This is a genomic window from Lysobacter cavernae (genome assembly GCF_042648505.1).
In the GTDB taxonomy this organism is placed as follows: domain Bacteria; phylum Pseudomonadota; class Gammaproteobacteria; order Xanthomonadales; family Xanthomonadaceae; genus Lysobacter_L; species Lysobacter_L cavernae.
Window position 1 is genome coordinate 326,305 of sequence record NZ_JBHRXK010000004.1, and the last position, 16,366, is coordinate 342,670.

General features: G+C 67.3%; 13 protein-coding genes and 1 pseudogene. 10 read left to right on the forward strand and 4 right to left on the reverse strand.

Features of this window, described 5'->3' with window-relative positions:
* Positions 1 to 213: 213 nt before the first annotated feature.
* Together ACFOLC_RS11205 and ACFOLC_RS11210 are read right to left on the reverse strand one after the other, a co-directional pair.
* Positions 214 to 1,623: a sigma-54-dependent transcriptional regulator gene (locus ACFOLC_RS11205; RefSeq protein ID WP_386759333.1), complete on the reverse strand. Its 1,410-nt coding sequence runs from the start codon at positions 1,621 to 1,623 to the stop codon at positions 214 to 216.
* A 72-nt stretch (positions 1,624 to 1,695) separates the two neighbouring features.
* A complete protein-coding gene (locus ACFOLC_RS11210) occupies positions 1,696 to 3,324 on the reverse strand; it encodes a sensor histidine kinase (RefSeq protein ID WP_386759334.1) in 1,629 nt (542 codons plus the stop codon).
* Between the two features lie 220 nt (positions 3,325 to 3,544).
* On the opposite strand from ACFOLC_RS11210, the gene sucC reads away from it, so the two are divergent.
* From sucC to ACFOLC_RS11225, 3 genes are all read left to right on the forward strand, one after another.
* Positions 3,545 to 4,711: an ADP-forming succinate--CoA ligase subunit beta gene (gene sucC / locus ACFOLC_RS11215; protein WP_386759335.1), complete on the forward strand. Its 1,167-nt coding sequence runs from the start codon at positions 3,545 to 3,547 to the stop codon at positions 4,709 to 4,711.
* 167 nt (positions 4,712 to 4,878) lie between these two features.
* Positions 4,879 to 5,754, forward strand: coding sequence for a succinate--CoA ligase subunit alpha (gene sucD / locus ACFOLC_RS11220; protein WP_386759336.1), 876 nt, complete (start codon positions 4,879 to 4,881; stop codon positions 5,752 to 5,754).
* 81 nt (positions 5,755 to 5,835) lie between these two features.
* Entirely contained in the window at positions 5,836 to 7,464 is a 1,629-nt protein-coding gene (locus tag ACFOLC_RS11225; protein ID WP_386759337.1) for an NAD+ synthase, read from the forward strand.
* A 673-nt stretch (positions 7,465 to 8,137) separates the two neighbouring features.
* Here ACFOLC_RS11225 and ACFOLC_RS11230 read toward each other — a convergent pair.
* On the reverse strand, positions 8,138 to 8,983 hold the full coding sequence (locus ACFOLC_RS11230) for an outer membrane protein assembly factor BamD (RefSeq protein ID WP_386759338.1): 846 nt from the start codon (positions 8,981 to 8,983) through the stop codon (positions 8,138 to 8,140).
* 80 nt (positions 8,984 to 9,063) lie between these two features.
* On the opposite strand from ACFOLC_RS11230, the gene rluD reads away from it, so the two are divergent.
* The 7 genes and pseudogenes from rluD (at position 9,064) to gloA (ending at position 14,613) form a co-directional block, all read left to right on the forward strand.
* A complete protein-coding gene (gene rluD / locus ACFOLC_RS11235) occupies positions 9,064 to 10,038 on the forward strand; it encodes a 23S rRNA pseudouridine(1911/1915/1917) synthase RluD (RefSeq protein WP_386759339.1) in 975 nt (324 codons plus the stop codon).
* On the forward strand, positions 10,035 to 10,823 hold the full coding sequence (gene pgeF, locus ACFOLC_RS11240) for a peptidoglycan editing factor PgeF (RefSeq protein ID WP_386759422.1): 789 nt from the start codon (positions 10,035 to 10,037) through the stop codon (positions 10,821 to 10,823). The genes rluD and pgeF overlap by 4 nt, the downstream gene beginning before the upstream one ends.
* 2 nt (positions 10,824 to 10,825) lie before the next feature.
* Positions 10,826 to 11,377: a DUF4166 domain-containing protein gene (locus ACFOLC_RS11245; protein ID WP_386759340.1), complete on the forward strand. Its 552-nt coding sequence runs from the start codon at positions 10,826 to 10,828 to the stop codon at positions 11,375 to 11,377.
* Positions 11,367 to 11,579, forward strand: a pseudogene (locus ACFOLC_RS11250) (thiol-disulfide oxidoreductase DCC family protein); the annotation flags it as partial. The gene ACFOLC_RS11245 and the pseudogene ACFOLC_RS11250, both read left to right, overlap by 11 nt.
* Positions 11,580 to 11,590: 11 nt before the next feature.
* Positions 11,591 to 12,067, forward strand: coding sequence for a DUF3574 domain-containing protein (locus ACFOLC_RS11255; RefSeq protein WP_386759341.1), 477 nt, complete (start codon positions 11,591 to 11,593; stop codon positions 12,065 to 12,067).
* Positions 12,068 to 12,306: 239 nt separating this feature from the next.
* Positions 12,307 to 13,908: a hypothetical protein gene (locus ACFOLC_RS11260; RefSeq protein WP_386759342.1), complete on the forward strand. Its 1,602-nt coding sequence runs from the start codon at positions 12,307 to 12,309 to the stop codon at positions 13,906 to 13,908.
* A gap of 174 nt (positions 13,909 to 14,082) precedes the next feature.
* Positions 14,083 to 14,613 carry a lactoylglutathione lyase gene (gloA, locus tag ACFOLC_RS11265; protein ID WP_386759343.1) on the forward strand — a complete coding sequence of 177 codons (531 nt, stop codon included), beginning with the start codon at positions 14,083 to 14,085 and terminating at the stop codon, positions 14,611 to 14,613.
* 91 nt (positions 14,614 to 14,704) lie between these two features.
* Here gloA and otsA read toward each other — a convergent pair whose 3' ends face one another.
* Positions 14,705 to 16,072, reverse strand: a complete 1,368-nt coding sequence (gene otsA, locus ACFOLC_RS11270; protein ID WP_386759344.1) for an alpha,alpha-trehalose-phosphate synthase (UDP-forming) — start codon at positions 16,070 to 16,072, stop codon at positions 14,705 to 14,707.
* Positions 16,073 to 16,366: the final 294 nt, after the last annotated feature.

Sequence of the window (16,366 nt, forward strand, 5' to 3'; positions counted from 1 at the left end):
TTCAAGGGATCAATTCGCTGGATCTTCGATCCCCAGCCATCGGGCATAGCCCGATGGCGCTCAACGCCGCGCGAGCCAATGGTCTGCAGGCAGCGACGCATCGCTCCCGCCTTCGCGGGCATGACGAGCAAAACCCAGCGAAGGCAAAAGCTCTCATCGTTACCCGCCACCCTGGATACCCGTTGGGCGTCGCGAGCGAGAAGAAGTGAAGCCTCAATCGATGCCGAGCTTCTTCAGCTTGTACCGCAGCGCGCGGAAGGTGATGCCCAGCGCCGCCGCGGTGCGGGTCTTGTTGTAGCGGTTTTCCTGCAGGGCCTGCTGGATGGCGGCGCGCTCGATCTCCTCGATGTACGAGGGCAGCGGGCTGCTGGCGGTGTCGCGCGGGTTGAGGGTGCGCGGGTCGATGGTGGCCGGGTTGGTGGCGGCTTGGGCGGCCGGGGCAATAGGCTGTGCCGCGCTGGCGAGCCGCGGCAGGCGCAGGTCGCTGGCGCTGAGGCGGTCGTCCTCGGCCATGGCCAGGGCGCGTTCGAGGATGTTCTCGAGCTCGCGCACGTTGCCGGGGAAGGCGTAGCCGCGCAGCGCTTCGACTGCGTCCTCGCCCAAGCGCGGCACGGCGCGGCCCTGGTGGCCGGCGAGGCGTTCGAGGATCTTGGCCGACAGGCCGGGCAGGTCGTCGAGGCGCTCGCGCAGCGGTGGCACGCGCAGCTCGATGACGTTGATGCGGTAGTACAAGTCCTGGCGGAAGCGTCCTTCGGCGACCAGCGCGGCCAGATCCTTGTGGGTGGCCGAGAGGATGCGCACGTCGACCGTGACCTCGGCGTTGGCGCCGACCGGGCGGATCGATTTTTCCTGGATCGCGCGCAGCAGCTTGACCTGCATCGCCAGCGGCAGCTCGGCGATCTCGTCGAGGAACAAGGTGCCGCCATCGGCGGTCTGGAACAGGCCGGGCTTGTCGACGTGGGCGCCGGTGAAGCTGCCCTTCTTGTGGCCGAAGAACTCGCTTTCCATCAGCTCGGCCGGGATCGCGCCGCAGTTGACCGGCACGAACGGGCCGCCGGCGCGACCGCCTTCGGCGTGGATGGTGCGGGCGACCAGCTCCTTGCCGACGCCGGATTCGCCGGCGATGTAGACCGGCGCCTGGCTGCGTGCGACCTTGGCGATGGTCTGGCGCAACTGCGTCATCGCCGGCGATTGCCCGTACAGGCGCGAGGCGACGGTGTCGGTCGGGGCTGGGCCGTTGCTGCGGCGGCCCTCGTTCAATTCCAGGGCGTGGCGCACCAGGTCGCGCAGCACGGCCAGGTCGACGGGCTTGGCGACAAAGTCGAACGCCCCGGCCTTGAGTGCATCCACCGCGGCCTCGACGTTGCCGAAGGCGGTGATCATCGCGACCGGGGTGTTGGGATGCTTCTGGCTGATCTCGGCGACCAGGTCCATGCCCGAGCCATCCGGCAGGCGCATGTCGGTGAGGCAAAGGTCATAGCGATTGCGGACGAGCTGGCTGCGCGCTTCCGCCACCGTGGAGGCGGTGTCGCAACGCAGGCCCATCCGTCCCAAGGTCATGACGAGCAGTTCGCGAATGTCGCGTTCGTCGTCGACCACCAATGCACTGCGTGTTTCGGCCATGCTTCCCTCCGGCCTTCACGATAACTTAAGGTTGCATCACGCGCCAAGCGCGCTGCGCGCGCGTGCACGCATTCAGGCAGGCCGCAACGTGCTGCCACCGGCGATGCGGATGCGGAAACAACCGCCGCCGCCGGGCATCGGCACGTAGTCCAGGGTGGCCTGGTTGGCGCGGCAGAGCTCGCGCGCGATGTACAGGCCCAGGCCGGTGCCGTGGCTGGAGGTGGTGAAGAACGGCCGGAACAACCGCGAGGCCACCGACTCGGGGATGCCCGGGCCGCGGTCGAGCACGTCGATCGTCGGCAGGCCGACCTCGTCCGCGTACGCGTGCACGCTCACCCGGGCCGGTTCGCCGGGCATGCGGCCGTAGGTCAGGGCGTTGTGCACCAGCACGGTCAGCACCTGGTGCAGCTGGCGCGGGTCGATCAGAGCGGGCAGGCGCGAGACCTTGCCGGTCGCGCGCAGGGTGTCGTGGTCGAGCGGGTGGCTGGCCAGGTACTCCTCGACGAACAGGCGGGCAAACCCGATCAACTCGACGTGCTCGGGCTTGGCCGGCTCGCGTCGGGCCATGCCCAGCACGTTCTCGACGATGCCGTTCATGCGCACGCCCTGCTGACGGATGATCTCAAGCAGGCGCCGCTCGGCGGTGGGGACGTCGTCGGACTCCTCGAGCAGCTGTACCGCGTAGTTGATCGCGGCGAGCGGGTTACGGATCTCGTGGGCGAGGCTGGCCGAGAAGCGGCCGAGCGTGGCCAGGGTCATCGATTCGGCGTGGCGCGACACCAGCGAGGTGTCGTCGAGGAAGATCAGCACCTGGTCGCTGCCGGCGAGCAGGCGGGTGAAGCGCGGCACCACCTCGGGCAGGTCCGGTGCCAGCTGCACCGGGCTCTCGTCGCTGCGGCCGCCGGTGCGCCAGATCGCCAGTCGCCGCGCCAGCTCGGGGGCGGCCAGGGCCAGGCTGCGCCGGCCGATCGGGGGCGCCTCGTCGCCTTCGGCGGCGTCGCCGAGCAGCAGCATCGCCGCTTCGTTGGCGAGGCGGACCAGGCCTTGGCGATCCACTAGCAGCACCCCGGTGCGCAGCCGGCGGATGATCAGTTCGTTGACCTCGCCCAGGTGCGCGGCCTCGGCGCCACGGCGTTCGGCGAGGTCGTAGCTGGCGCGCATCTGCCGGCCGAGGATGCTGGTCAGGGTGGCGATGGCGACGTAGCCGATCGCGAACATGATCGGCTCGGCCAGGGTGCGGCCCTCGCTCTCCGAGGCCAGCGAGGCCCACAGGAACTCGGCGATCAGCCCGGCCACGGCTACGGCGGCCGCGCTGAGGCCGTAGCGCGCGGGCAGCAGCAAGGCGGCGGCGCCGACGTTGAACATCAACATCAGGGCGATGCCGGTACCGGCGCCGGGCATGGCGTGGATGGCGAGGATGCCGAAGAACAGGTCGGCGGCGATGCCGGTCAGCGCCTGGCTGCGCAACTCGCCACGGCGGCCGAAGGCGAACAGCAGCGCGGCGATGAACAGATAGGACAGGGCGACCGAGCGCGCGAACAGGTCGTGGCGGGGCGGATCGATCAGGCCGGTGGTCGGGCCGAACAGGAAGAACACCAGCAGCGCCGCCTCGAGCAGGCGGTACAGGGTGAAGAAATAGAGTTCACGGCGCAGAGCGCGGTCGGCATCGGCGGCATCGAGCGGGGCGAAACCTGGCGACAAGCGGCGGTCCTGGGCGGGCGGGGTGCCGGCGAGTATAGGGCGCCGGCCCGCACGGCCAATCGGCCGCCTGCATGCGGCGGCGACAGGAAAGGCAAAGCCGCGCCCGACCCGGGTCGGTTTTGCCGGGGGCGCGTCGATCGGCGACAATACGGCCCCCTCGCGCTCGGCCGGATGTTCGGCGCTGGACCGCGGGGATTCTTTTCACTCCCCTCGGTGACGCATGAATTTTCACGAATATCAGGCAAAGCAGCTGTTTGCCGACTACGGCATCGCGGTGCCGGCCGGGCGCGTTGCGCGCACTCCGGATGAGGCCGTCGCAGCGGCCAAGGCCATCCCCGGCGACCTGTGGGTGGTCAAGGCGCAGATCCACGCCGGTGGCCGCGGCAAGGCCGGCGGCGTCAAGCTGGCCAAGTCGTTTGACGAAGTGAAGCAGTACACGGCGGCCATGCTCGGCACCAAGATGGCGACCTACCAGACGGCCGGCGTCGAACTGCCGATCGACTCGGTGCTGGTGTGCGAAGGCACCGACATCGCCAAGGAGCTGTACCTGTCGGTGCTGGTCGACCGCTCGACCAAGTCGATCACCTTCATCGCCTCGGCCGAAGGCGGCATGGACATCGAGCAGGTGGCCGCCGAGAAGCCGGAGGCGATCAAGACGCTGCACGTCAACTACGTGCAGGGCCTGCAGCCGTTCGAATGCCGCAACCTCGGCTTCGGCCTGGGCCTGAACGCCAAGCAGGTCGGCCAGCTGACCAAGATCATGCTGGGCCTGTACAAGCTGTTCAACGAGAAGGACCTGGCGCTGGTCGAGCTGAACCCGCTGGCGATCCTCACCAACGGCGACCTGGCCGTGCTCGACGGCAAGATCGATTCCGACGACAACGCCTCGTTCCGCCACCCGGAACTGGTGGCGATGCGCGACATCCGCCAGGAAGACGAGACCGAGGTGCTGGCCAGCCAGCACGACCTCAACTACGTCACCATGGACGGCAACATCGGCTGCATGGTCAACGGCGCCGGCCTGGCGATGGCGACGATGGACGTGATCTCGCTCAACGGCGGCTCGCCGGCCAACTTCCTCGACGTCGGCGGCGGCGCCACCAAGGCACGCGTGACCGAGGCGTTCAAGCTGATCCTGTCGAGCGACAAGGTCAAGGCGATCTTCGTCAACATCTTCGGCGGCATCGTCCGCTGCGACATGATCGCCGAGGGCATCATCGCCGCGGTCAAGGAAGTCGACGTCAAGGTGCCGGTGATCGTGCGTCTTGAAGGCACGAACGTCGAGGCTGGCAAGGAGCTGCTGAAGAACTCCGGCCTGGCCATCACGCCTGCCGACGACATCAACGACGGTGCCAAGAAGGCGGTTGCTGCCGTCGCCGGGGCCTGAGGAACGCAAGCGCGATTGCAATCCGACGCCCAGCCCCTTGAGTCAAGGGGCGACCTCGGCGCGAAGCGCCGAGGTGGGGTTGTGGAGGCATGCCGCGCGGACATTGGCCTAGCCAATGTCCGGTGTATCCGAAGCCAGCCAACTCAAGATTTGTAGGGACTTAAACAATGTCCGTTTTGATCAACAAGAACACCAAGGTGATCGTCCAGGGCTTCACCGGCTCGCAGGGCACCTTCCACGCCGAGCAGATGCTCGAGTACGGCACCCAGGTCGTCGGTGGCGTGACCCCGGGCAAGGGCGGCACCGTCCACCTCGGCCTGCCGGTCTTCAACACCGTCGCCGATGCGGTCAACGAGACCGGCGCCGACGCTTCGGTCATCTACGTGCCGCCGCCGTTCGCGGCCGACGCGATCCTGGAAGCGGCTGACGCCGGCATCAAGGTCATCGTCTGCATCACCGAGGGCATCCCGGTGCTGGACATGCTGCGCGTGAAGAACGTGCTCAACGGCTTCGATGACGTCGTGCTGGTCGGTCCGAACTGCCCGGGCGTGATCACGCCGGGCGAGTGCAAGATCGGCATCATGCCGGGCCACATCCACCTGCCGGGCAAGATCGGCATCGTCTCGCGCTCGGGCACGCTGACCTATGAAGCGGTCAAGCAGACCACCGACGTCGGCCTGGGCCAGTCGACCTGTATTGGTATTGGCGGCGACCCGATCAACGGCACCAACTTCATCGACGCGCTGAAGTGGTTCCAGGACGATCCGCAGACCGAAGGCATCATCATGGTCGGCGAGATCGGCGGTTCGGCCGAGGAAGAAGCCGCCGAGTTCATCAGCCAGTACGTGACCAAGCCGGTGGTCGGCTTCATCGCCGGCGCCTCGGCGCCGAAGGGCAAGCGCATGGGCCACGCCGGTGCGATCGCCTCGGGCGGTTCGGGCACGGCCGAGGGCAAGTTCGCGGCGATGGAAGCGGCTGGCGTCACCACGGTGAAGTCGCCAGGCGACCTCGGCGCGGCGATTGCCAAGCGCCTGGCGAAGTAAACTTCGCCTGCACGCAACACCCGGAAGGGCCGCCTCGTGCGGCCCTTCTTTGTTTCAGCCCTGCGAACAAAGAGAAACCGCATGACGCTACGTCTCGCCCTTGCGCAGTTCGACTTCCCGGTCGGTGCCGTGCACCACAACGCCGAACGCATCGCCGAGATGATCGTGCAGGCGCGCGACGAGTACGGCGCCGACGTGGTGCTGTTCCCCGAATTGGCGCTGTGCGGTTACCCGCCCGAGGACCTGCTGCTGCGGCCGAGTTTCCTCGCCGATTGCGAGCAGGCGATCACGCGCATTGCCGCGGCCACCCAGGGCATCGTCGCCGTGGTCGGTTGGCCGCAGGCGGCCGGCAGCGTGGTCTACAACGCCGCCAGCGTGCTGCGCGACGGCCATGTCGCGCACACCTACCGCAAGCGCGAGCTGCCCAACTACGCGGTGTTCGACGAGCGCCGCTACTTTGATGTCGATCCCGACCGTGAGGACTGCGTGTTCGATGTCGACGGCGTGCAGGTCGGCCTGATCATCTGCGAGGACCTGTGGTTCACCGAACCGCTGGCTTCCACCGTGGCCAAGGGGGCCGAGCTGGTGCTGGTGCCCAACGCTTCGCCGTTCGAGCGTGACAAGCACGCGCAACGCGATGCGCTGCTGGCGCAGCGCGTGCACGAAACCGGCGTCGCCGTCGCCTACCTCAACGTGGTCGGTGGGCAGGACGCGCTGGTGTTCGACGGCGCCTCGGTCGTTGCCGACGGCGACGGCACCGTGCACCCGGCTGCGGCCGCGTTCACCGATCAATGGCTGGTGGTCGAGTTCGATCCGGATTCGCGCCGGTTCTCGTCGCTGGAGTGGGTCGAGGACGGCGATGAAAGCCGCGACGCACTGGCCTGGCGCGCGGTGGTGCGCGGCACCCGCGACTATTGCCGCAAGAACGGTTTCGACAAGATATGGCTGGGCCTGTCCGGCGGCATCGACTCGTCGCTGGTGCTGGCGATCGCGGTCGACGCGCTCGGTGCCGACAACGTCACCGCGGTACGCATGCCGTCGCGCTACACCGCCGACCTGTCCAACGACCTGGCCGCCGAGCAATGCGCGATGCAGGGCGTGAAGCTGCTGACATTGCCGATCGAGAAGCCGTTCCAGGGCTACCTGGACGCACTGGCCGAGCACTTCGGCGACCGCCCGGTCGACACCGCCGAGGAAAACCTGCAGTCGCGCACGCGCGGCGCGCTGCTGATGGCGATGAGCAACAAGTTCGGCGGTCTACTGCTGACCACCGGCAACAAGAGTGAGTACGCGGTCGGTTACGCCACCATCTACGGCGACATGTGCGGCGGCTATGCGCCGCTCAAGGACCTCTACAAGACCGAGGTGTTCGCGCTGGCACGCTGGCGCAACACCGTTGGCGATCGTGTGATTCCGCAGGGTGTGATCGACCGGCCGCCGTCGGCCGAGCTGCGCGAGAACCAGAAGGATCAGGATTCGCTGCCGCCGTATGACGTGCTCGACGCGATCCTGCTGCGCCATGTCGACCAGGAGCAGTCGCGCGAGGAGATCGTCGCGGCCGGGTTCGACGCGGCCACGGTCGACAAGGTGCTGCGGCTGGTGCGGATCAGCGAGTGGAAGCGCCATCAGGCCGCGCCGGGGCCGAAGGTGTCGCGGCGCGCGTTCGGGCGGGAGCGGCGGTATCCGATCAGTAATGGGTATCGGGGCTGACGCGTAGCCGCCTTTTATTCCGGTGAAAACCGGAGTTATCGGTTGCCGTTTGCCGCACCACAGTCGCACCGAGCCCGACCAAGCACCTAGACCCGAAGGACGGCGTGCATGGATGCACGCCGTTTCCCGTCGAGGCAGGATGCCGAGTCGGGAAATCACCCGTAGTGCCTGAGCCATAGGTTTGCCCTGTCGAGGAGCTGCCCTTCTCTTTGGTTACTTTCTCTTGGGCAAGCAAGAGAAAGTAACTCGCGCGTCAGCGCGAAAGCCTTTGACTTGGCCTGTCTTTGATTTGCTTGGGCTTGAAAGCAAAGGCTTCCGTCCGCTGCCGCGGCCGGGTCACTTTTCTTTGCTGGCCCAAAGATCCGAAGAGGACTCCCTTCGGTCGAAAGTAACCAAAAGAAACGGCCTTCCTCGACAAGTCAGCCCCATGTCGGAATGGCTATGGGGATTTTCCGACTCGCCATCCATGGCTCGGTCGGAAAACGACCGAAGGAAGTCCCCTTTTGCGGGACGGCGCACTTCCATGTGCGCTGCCCTCCGGGTCTGGAAGCCATCCTGGCGATCAACGAATTGCGAAAAGGCTAAGAGGCCAAGAGCCCAATAGGCCGAAGCCGAAGCCAGAAAGCAAAACGCCACCCGGAGGCGGCGTTTTGTCAGAGCCTGCTTGCGGCGCTCAGTCGTTGTCCAGCGCCGACTTCTCGCCCGCAAACGGGTTGAGCTTGCGCCAGTTGCTCGGGTAGTCGGGCCACTTGCCCGTCAGGTAAGGATGCTCCGGCTGGTTCTGCTGCAGCACGCGCTTGGCGTCCGTGGCCAAGGTCTCGTTGCCCAGGCCGGTGTAGGCCACGGCCAGGACGGCGACGGCGTCGTTCTGGTACTGGCTCTGCGGGTAGGTCTCGAGCAGGAACTTGGCGCGGTCGGCGGCGGCCACAAAGGCGGTGCGGCGCAGGTAGTAGATGGCCGTGTCGAGCTCGTGGCGGGCGAACATGTCGCGCAGGCCGCGCATGCGCTTGCGCGCGTCCTGCGCGTAGCGGCTGTTCGGGTAGCGGTCGGCGACGATCGAGAAGTCGTTGAAGGCCTGCAGTGGCGTGGCCAGGTCGCGACGGCTGGCGTCCAGGCTCCAGACCTGCTGCAGGAATACCGTGTCGCGGCTGGAGTTGGTCAGGCCACGCAGGTAGTACATATAAGAGGTATTGCGGTGGGTCGGGTAGGTGCGGATGAAGCGGTCGATGCTGCTGATCGCGTCGTCGTGCTTGCCCGACTTGTACTGGGCGTAGGCGGTCTCGACCAGCGCCTGCTCGGTGTAGGGGCCGTACGGGTACTGCGCGACCAGGCGCTTGAAGGTGGCCTCGGCCGCCGACCAGTTGCCGTTGGTCATCGAGGTGTGGGCCTTCTCGTAGAGCTGCTCGACCGGCTGGCCCTCGTCCGCGTCCTTGTCCTTGAAGAATTTGCCACAGCCGCTGGCGAAGGCGACGATCAACAGCAGGGTCAGCAGACGCAGCGGGGCGGAACGTAGGGTCATGGCAGGTTCGACGGGCGCCGGAGGCACGAAGACCGGATAATAGCAGTCCCCACGCCGTGCCCCTGAATCCTGCCCCTCTGATGAACGAAACCACCGTCCCCCAGCAAGCCATGGTCCCGGACAGCAGCGCCGGTCGCCGCTTCGACGCGGTACTGGCCGAACTGTTTCCGGATTATTCGCGCTCCAAGCTGGCGGCGTGGATCAAGTCCGGCGACGCCCTCCTCGACGGTCGCCAGGTACGTCCGCGCGATCCGGTGCGCGGCGGCGAGACGGTCACGCTGAACGCCGCACTCGAGGTGCAGACCCATTCCGAGCCGGAGGACATCGCCCTCGACGTGCTGTACGAGGACGAGCATGTCATCGTCATCAACAAGCCCGCCGGGTTGGTGGTGCATCCCGGCGCCGGCAATCCGGCCGGCACCCTGGTCAACGCGCTGCTGCACCGCGATCCGTCGTTGAGCCTGCTGCCGCGCGCCGGCATCGTGCACCGGCTCGACAAGGACACCTCCGGCGTGATGGTGGTGGCGCGCACGCTGCCGGCGCACACCGCGCTGGTTACTCAATTGTCGTCGCGCGAGGTGCACCGCCAGTACCTGGCGGTCGTGGTCGGTGCGCTGGTCTCCGGCGGCACCGCCAACGCGCCGATCGACCGCCACCCGCGCGACCGCATCCGCATGGCGGTGCGCGAAGACGGTCGCGATGCGGTCACCCACTTCCGCCTGCGCGAGCGCTTCCGCGCGCACACCCTGCTGGAGTGCCGCCTGGAAACCGGTCGCACCCACCAGATCCGCGTGCACATGGCGCACCTCAAGCACCCGATCATTGGCGACCCGCTCTACGGCGGTCCGCTCAAGCTGCCCAAGGGCGCGACCGAGGAACTGATCGCGGGGCTGCGCGGCTTCAAGCGCCAAGCCCTGCACGCGGAGACCCTGGAGTTCGCGCACCCGGTCACCGGCGAGCCGGTGCGTTGCAGCGCACCGATGCCGGCCGACATGCAGCAGCTGGTGCAGGTGCTGCACGACGACAGCCGCATCGCCGCCGAGAAGGCGCGCTGAGCATGGCGGCGGCGTGGCTGACGGCGGACTGGCCGGCGCCGCCGTCGGTGCGCGCGTTCACCACGCTGCGTCACGGCCTGGGCGTGTCCGAGCCTCCGTTCGACCACTTCAATCTCGGCACGCTGCATGGCGAGTCGCGCGATTCGGTCGAGGCGGTGCTGCGCAACCGCGCGTTGCTGGCCGAATACGCGCGGTTGCCGTCACCGCCGCACTGGCTGCGCCAGGTGCACGGCCGCGGAGTCGTGCGCTTCGATGCGCCGGGGTTGCCCGATGCACCGGAGCCGGAGGCCGATGCCGCGGTCACGGCGAGCGCCGGCGTGGTGCTGTCCATCCTCACCGCCGACTGCATGCCGGTGCTGTTCTGCGCCGTCGACGGCAACGAGGTCGCCGCCGCACACGCGGGCTGGCGCGGGCTCGCCGGCGGCGTGCTCGAGGCCACGCTGGCGGCGATGCGCACGCCAGCCGAACAGGTCCTCGCCTGGCTGGGGCCAGCGGCCGGACCGCAGCAGTACGAGGTCGGCGAAGAGGTGTACGACGCCTTCGTCTCGCAGGACTGGGGCAATGGCAGCGCCTTCACCAGCACGCGCCCGCACCATTGGCGCGTCGATCTGTACGCGTTGGCGCGGCGGCGCCTGGCCGGAGCCGGTGTCGCCGGCGAGCGTGTCCACGGCGGCGGGTTGTGCACGATTTCCGACCGGCAACGCTTCTACTCGCACCGTCGCGACCAGCGCACCGGCCGCATGGCCTCGCTGATCTGGTTGCAGCCCGGCGAGCCCGCGCGCTGAGCATGGCCGCCGCGCCGCCGCCCACGCTGTATCGGCAGCTGCTCGGCGCAGCATTCGAGCGCCTGCCGCCCAGCGTGCAGCGGCTGCACGCGCGCGATGGGCAATGGCGCTATCACGGCAAGGTCGAGGTCGAACGCGGTACCGGCCTGCTCGCGCGTCTGTGTGCATGGGCGACGCGGTTGCCGCGCGCTGGGCGTGGCCCGATCAAGGTCGAGATCGCCGCCGACCGCGGCCGCGAACGTTGGGCGCGCGTGTTTGCCGGCCGCGCGATGCGCTCGCGGTTGTGGGGACGCGAGGGTTTGCTGTGCGAACGCCTGGGCCCGGTGCTATTTGGCTTCCATCTAGACGTGGAGACACGCCCCGGTGAAGGCCATGCCGTCGTCTGGCGCTTGGCGCAGGTGCGCGTGCTCGGTGTGCCGTTGCCGGCGGCCTGGTTCGAGCAGGTGCAGGCGCACGAGTACGCGCGCGATCACCGCTACCGGTTCGATGTCACCGCAGCACTGCCGTGGGTGGGCCTGCTGGTGCACTACCGGGGCTGGCTCGATGTCGACTGACCCCTTGCCCGCGCTAGTCGATGAGGCCGTCATCGTGTTCGACGGCGTCTGCGTGCTGTGCAACGGCTGGGTGCACTTCCTGCTGCGGCACGACCGCCGGCAACGCTACCGCTTCGCGGCGATGCAATCCGACAGCGGACGCGCGCTGCTGGCGGCGCATGGCCTGGACCCCGACGACCCGGTGTCGTTCCTGCTGTTCGAGCGATCCGAGCCATGACCGGCTGGATCGGGCGCCGCCGCGCACTGGGCCTGATCGCGGCGCTCGCATGGCTGACCGCGACCGGCATGACCGGTTGCGCGACCGCACCGGCTAACGTCCCCGGCGCCGCGATGCACGGTGATGCGGCGCGGCCTGCACAGGGGGCGGGCTGGGTGCGCAGCGAGCTGTACTTCGCGGTCGGCAACGAGGACGGCAGCGATACGGTGGACGAGGCGCAGTGGCGTGCTTTTCTCGATAGCGAAATCACGCCGCGTTTCCCGGACGGACTCACGGTGTTGGACGGTTACGGCCAGTGGCTGTTTCGTGAGCAGGGCCGACTGGTGCGCCAGCGCAGCAAGATCCTGGTCGTGCTGCACGAGGGCAGTGCTCAGCGCAGCGCCGACATCGAGGCGATCCGGCTGGCGTGGAAGCGCGCGACCGGCCACGAGTCGGTGCTATGGACGCGACAGGCGGTCGACGTGTCGTTCTGAGCTTATCGGCGTGCCGGGTTGCTGACACCGTTCGCTCTGAGCGAGCGAAGTCGAAGGGCGGATGGAGCGGATGCGCTTCAGTTCGCTCATCCTTCAACCCTTCGACATGCTCAGGGCAGGCTTTCGGCCCGCGGCCTACGCTCAGGATGAACGGTGATGGAGGCGGTGTTGCTTGCGTTTGGCCGCGTATTGCCTCTCCACTCGGCTACGATGCCCGCAGTCTTCCTGAGCCGCCGGCCATGCCCAACGCACCCTCCCGCCGCTGGTTCGTCGCTGGCGACATCAACGGCTTCTTCGGCCTGGTCGTCGACAACCTGTCGATCCTCGGCTTCATTTCCGTCGCGCTGATCGGCATCTTCCAGTTCCCGGCCGAGGTCGTGTTCGCGCGGATGTTCCCCGGCACCGCGCTCGGCGTGCTGGTCGGCAACCTGATCTACACCTGGATGGCGCGGCGCCTCGCACAGAAAACCGGCCGCGACGACGTCACCGCGATGCCGCTTGGCCTGGATGCGCCAACCAGCATCGGCATGGCACTGCTGGTGCTGGGGCCGTCGTTTGTGGCGTTCAAGCAGCAGGGCCTGGACGAACAGGCGGCCGCGCTGGCGACCTGGCAACTCGGCATGGCATCGCTGGTGGTGATGGGCGTGCTGAAGCTGGCGCTGTCGTTCTTCGGCGACGCGATCACCCGCGCGGTGCCGCGCGCGGCGCTGCTCGGTTCAATCGGCGGCGCGGCGCTCGCGCTGCTGGGCTTCCTGCCGCTGATCGAAACCTTGCGCTCGCCGGTGGTCGGTTTCGTCACCTTCGGCCTGCTGCTGTACGTGCTGGTGGCGAAGGGCAAACTGCCGGTGCGCATCCCCGGCGTACTGCTGGCCTTCATCGTCGGCACCGCGCTGTATTACGGCCTCGGCCTGGCCGGCCTGGGCACGCCCGGCTTCAAGCTGCCCGACGCGGTGCCGCTGCGTTTTACCTTGCCGCTGCCGACGCTGGGCTTTGTCGATGGTTTGGCGTACACCGTGCCCTACCTGCCGCTGCTGCTGCCGTTCGGCCTGCTGATGGTGGTTGGTGGCATCAACGTCAGCGAGAGCGCGCGTGCCGCCGGCGACGACTACCGCACCCGCGACGTGCTGTTGGCTGAAGCCGTATCGACGCTGGTCGCTGGCTTCTGCGGCGGCGTTGCCCAGACCACGCCGTACATCGGCCAGCCCGCGTACAAGCACATGGGCGCGCGCATGGGCTACACGCTGCTGACCGGCTTGTTCATCGGCCTCGGTGGCATGCTCGGCTACGTGTCCGGGCTGGTGCAGTGGCTGCCGATCGCGGTGTTGGCGCCGATCATCGTCTACGTCGGCATGGACATCACCGTGCAGGCCTTCCACGACAGCCCGCGCAAGCATGCGCCGGCGGTGGCGCTGGCGTTCCTGCCGTCGATCGCCTATCTGCTGGTGATCAAGCTCGGCAATTCGGCGTGGATCGAGCCGGCACGTTACGCCGCGCTGTACAACGGCGTTGACGGCCACGGCCTGCCGGACCTGGCGACGATCGTCACCCTCGGCAACGGCTTCATCATCACCGCGATGATCTGGTCGACCGCGCTGGTGGCGATGATCGAGCAACGTTATCGCCGCGCCGCGCTGGTGCTGCTGATTGGCGCAGTGCTGACGCTGTTCGGCTTCATCCATTCGGTCGACCCGCGCGGCAGCGTCTATTGGCCGTGGATGGTGCAGGGGCTGGCGAAGAACATTTTGTGGCAGTTCGCAGGTGCTTATGTTGCGCTGGCGGTGCTGCTGGGCGGGCTGTCGCTGCAGCGTCATGCAGCGCCGCAAAGTGGCAATGCTGCTTGATTACGGCAAGGTCGGCCGCATCTTGTGGTAGCGAATCAGTAGTTTGACTCGTCATTCCCGCAAAGGCGGGAACCCATGGACTTTGCTTTCAACGGCTTGACGTCCATGGATCCCCGCCTTCGCGGGGATGACGAAAACTGAGGCATCTCATCCCCCCGTCACGAAAATCCCACCATGTCCCTGCAAAGCGAACTCAACGCCATCCCCGGTGTCACCGCCGACCGCGACGCTGCCACCCACCAGTTCGTGTTCAACCACACCATGCTGCGCGTCAAGGACGCTGCGAAGGCGCTGGATTTCTACACCCGTGTGCTCGGCTTCACCCTGGTGCGCCAGCGCGTGTTCGACGAGGCCAAGTTCAGCCTGTACTTCCTGGTGCTGGTCGACGACCCGGCGCGGATACCGGCCGAAGAGCCCGCCCGCGGCGAGTGGCTGCTGAGCCAGCCGGGCGTGCTCGAGCTGACCCACAACCACGGCACGCAGAACGACCCCGGCTTTGCCTACCACGACGGCAACGGCGAGCCGCGCGGCTTTGGCCACATCTGCGTGTCGGTGCCCGACGTCGAGGCGGCGTGTGCGCGTTTCGAGCAACTCGGCGTGCCGTTCCAGAAGCGCCTCACCGATGGCCGCATGAAGGACATCGCCTTCATCAAGGACCCGGACGGTTACTGGGTCGAGATTCTGCAGCCGACTTCGCGGCTGTGAGTATTCCTATAGGGGCGGTATCGGATCACCGTCCGTCCTGAGTGTCGCGTAGCGAAATCGAAGGGCGGACGGAGTGGCGTTGCCATGCTCGTCACTCCTCCCGCAGCGCCGCCAGGAAGCTCCGCCGCCAAGCGGTGATGTCGTGCGTGCGCAGCCACGTCATCATCGTCTGCCATCGCTCGCGACGTTCGGCCAGCGGCATCTCCATCGCCAGGGCGATGGCATCGGCGACACCGTCGATGTCGTAGGGGTTCACCAGCAGCGCGCTGTCGAGCTCGCGCGCGGCGCCGGCGAAGGTCGACAGCACCAGTACGCCGGGGTTGTCCGGGTCCTGTGCGGCGATGAACTCCTTGGCCACCAGGTTCATGCCGTCACGCAGCGGCGTGACCAGGCCGACGCGGGCCAAGCGGTAGAAGCCGGTCAGTGATGCATGTGGGTAGTTGCGGTTGACGTAACGCACCGGCGTCCAGTCCGGCTCGGCATGGCCGCCGTTGATGTGGCCGGCCAATTGCTCGAGTTCGTTGCGCAAGTGCTGGTACTCGACCACCTCACCGCGCGATACCGGTGCGATCTGCAGGTAGGTCAGCTTGCCCAGGTGCTGTGGATGGCGCTTGAGGAAATGCGCGAACGCGCGAAAGCGTTCGGGCAAGCCTTTCGAGTAATCGAGGCGGTCGACGCCGATCGCCAGTGCGCGGCCGGACAGGCTCGCGGCGAGCCGCTTGACGCTGGCCTTGCCGACCGCGGCTGCGGCTTGCGCGGCGATGTGCCCGGTATCAATGCTGATCGGGAACGCGCCGGCGCGCAGGCGTTTGCCTTTGGCCGTCTCCAGCACACCGTGTTCGATCACGCGACCGCGTCCGAACAGGCGCACGTAATCCTGGAAACGTTCGAGGTCGCGCTCGGTCTGGAAGCCGACCAGATCGTACGACGACAGCCCTTCGAACAGACGCTCGTGATGCGGCAACGCTGCCAGCAGGTCGCACGACGGCATCGGTACGTGCAGGAAGAAGCCAAGCCGGCAACGCACGCCCAGCTCGCGCAGCAGCTTGGCCATCGGGATCAGGTGGTAGTCGTGCACCCAGACGATGTCGTCCTCGCGCAGCAAGGGCGCCAGCTTCTCGGCGAACAGCGCGTTGACGCGGCGATAGGCGGTGTAGGTGACGCGGCTGTAGTCGGCCAGGTCGACGCGGAAGTGCAGCAGTGGCCACAGCGTGCGGTTGGCGAAGCCGTTGTAGTAGTCGGCGTGGTCGCGCTTGGACAAATCGACGGTGGCGTAGCGGATGCCACCGTGGTCGAGTTCGTGGAGCTGGCCGGATGCGCCAGGGACGATCTTGCCGCTCCAACCGAACCACAACCCGCCGGTTTCCTCCAGCGCGGCCTGCAAGGCCACGGCAAGCCCGCCAGCGCTGGCCACGCCGGGCAGGGCGACGCGGTTGGAGACGATGACGAGGCGGCTCATGAAAGAGCCTCCTTCTGTACTAAGCAGTCGATTATCTCAACAGACCCGGAGGGCGGCGCACATGGATGTGCGCCGTTTTCCGACCAAGCCAGGATGGCGAGTCGGAAAATCCCCTTAGCGCTTCCAATCGTGGGGCTGATTTGTCGAGGAAAGCCTTTCTCTTTGGTTACGTTCTCTTGGGCCAGCAAGAGAAAGTGACCCGGCCGCGCAGCGGACGGAAGCTTTGGTTGTTGCTTCAAGTCACATAGCAAAGAGCAACGTCGCTGGGTTCCCGCTTCCGCGGGAACGACGGTG

What these genes read in the sequence shown, in the direction of transcription:
- ACFOLC_RS11205 (WP_386759333.1), bottom strand. Translation starts at nt 1,623, where the DNA reads ATGGCCGAAACACGCAGTGCATTGGTGGTCGACGACGAACGCGACATT.
- sucC (WP_386759335.1), top strand. Translation starts at nt 3,545, where the DNA reads ATGAATTTTCACGAATATCAGGCAAAGCAGCTGTTTGCCGACTACGGC.
- sucD (WP_386759336.1), top strand. Translation starts at nt 4,879, where the DNA reads ATGTCCGTTTTGATCAACAAGAACACCAAGGTGATCGTCCAGGGCTTC.
- ACFOLC_RS11225 (WP_386759337.1), top strand. Translation starts at nt 5,836, where the DNA reads ATGACGCTACGTCTCGCCCTTGCGCAGTTCGACTTCCCGGTCGGTGCC.
- ACFOLC_RS11230 (WP_386759338.1), bottom strand. Translation starts at nt 8,983, where the DNA reads ATGACCCTACGTTCCGCCCCGCTGCGTCTGCTGACCCTGCTGTTGATC.
- rluD (WP_386759339.1), top strand. Translation starts at nt 9,064, where the DNA reads ATGAACGAAACCACCGTCCCCCAGCAAGCCATGGTCCCGGACAGCAGC.
- ACFOLC_RS11245 (WP_386759340.1), top strand. Translation starts at nt 10,826, where the DNA reads ATGGCCGCCGCGCCGCCGCCCACGCTGTATCGGCAGCTGCTCGGCGCA.
- ACFOLC_RS11255 (WP_386759341.1), top strand. Translation starts at nt 11,591, where the DNA reads ATGACCGGCTGGATCGGGCGCCGCCGCGCACTGGGCCTGATCGCGGCG.
- ACFOLC_RS11260 (WP_386759342.1), top strand. Translation starts at nt 12,307, where the DNA reads ATGCCCAACGCACCCTCCCGCCGCTGGTTCGTCGCTGGCGACATCAAC.
- gloA (WP_386759343.1), top strand. Translation starts at nt 14,083, where the DNA reads ATGTCCCTGCAAAGCGAACTCAACGCCATCCCCGGTGTCACCGCCGAC.
- otsA (WP_386759344.1), bottom strand. Translation starts at nt 16,072, where the DNA reads ATGAGCCGCCTCGTCATCGTCTCCAACCGCGTCGCCCTGCCCGGCGTG.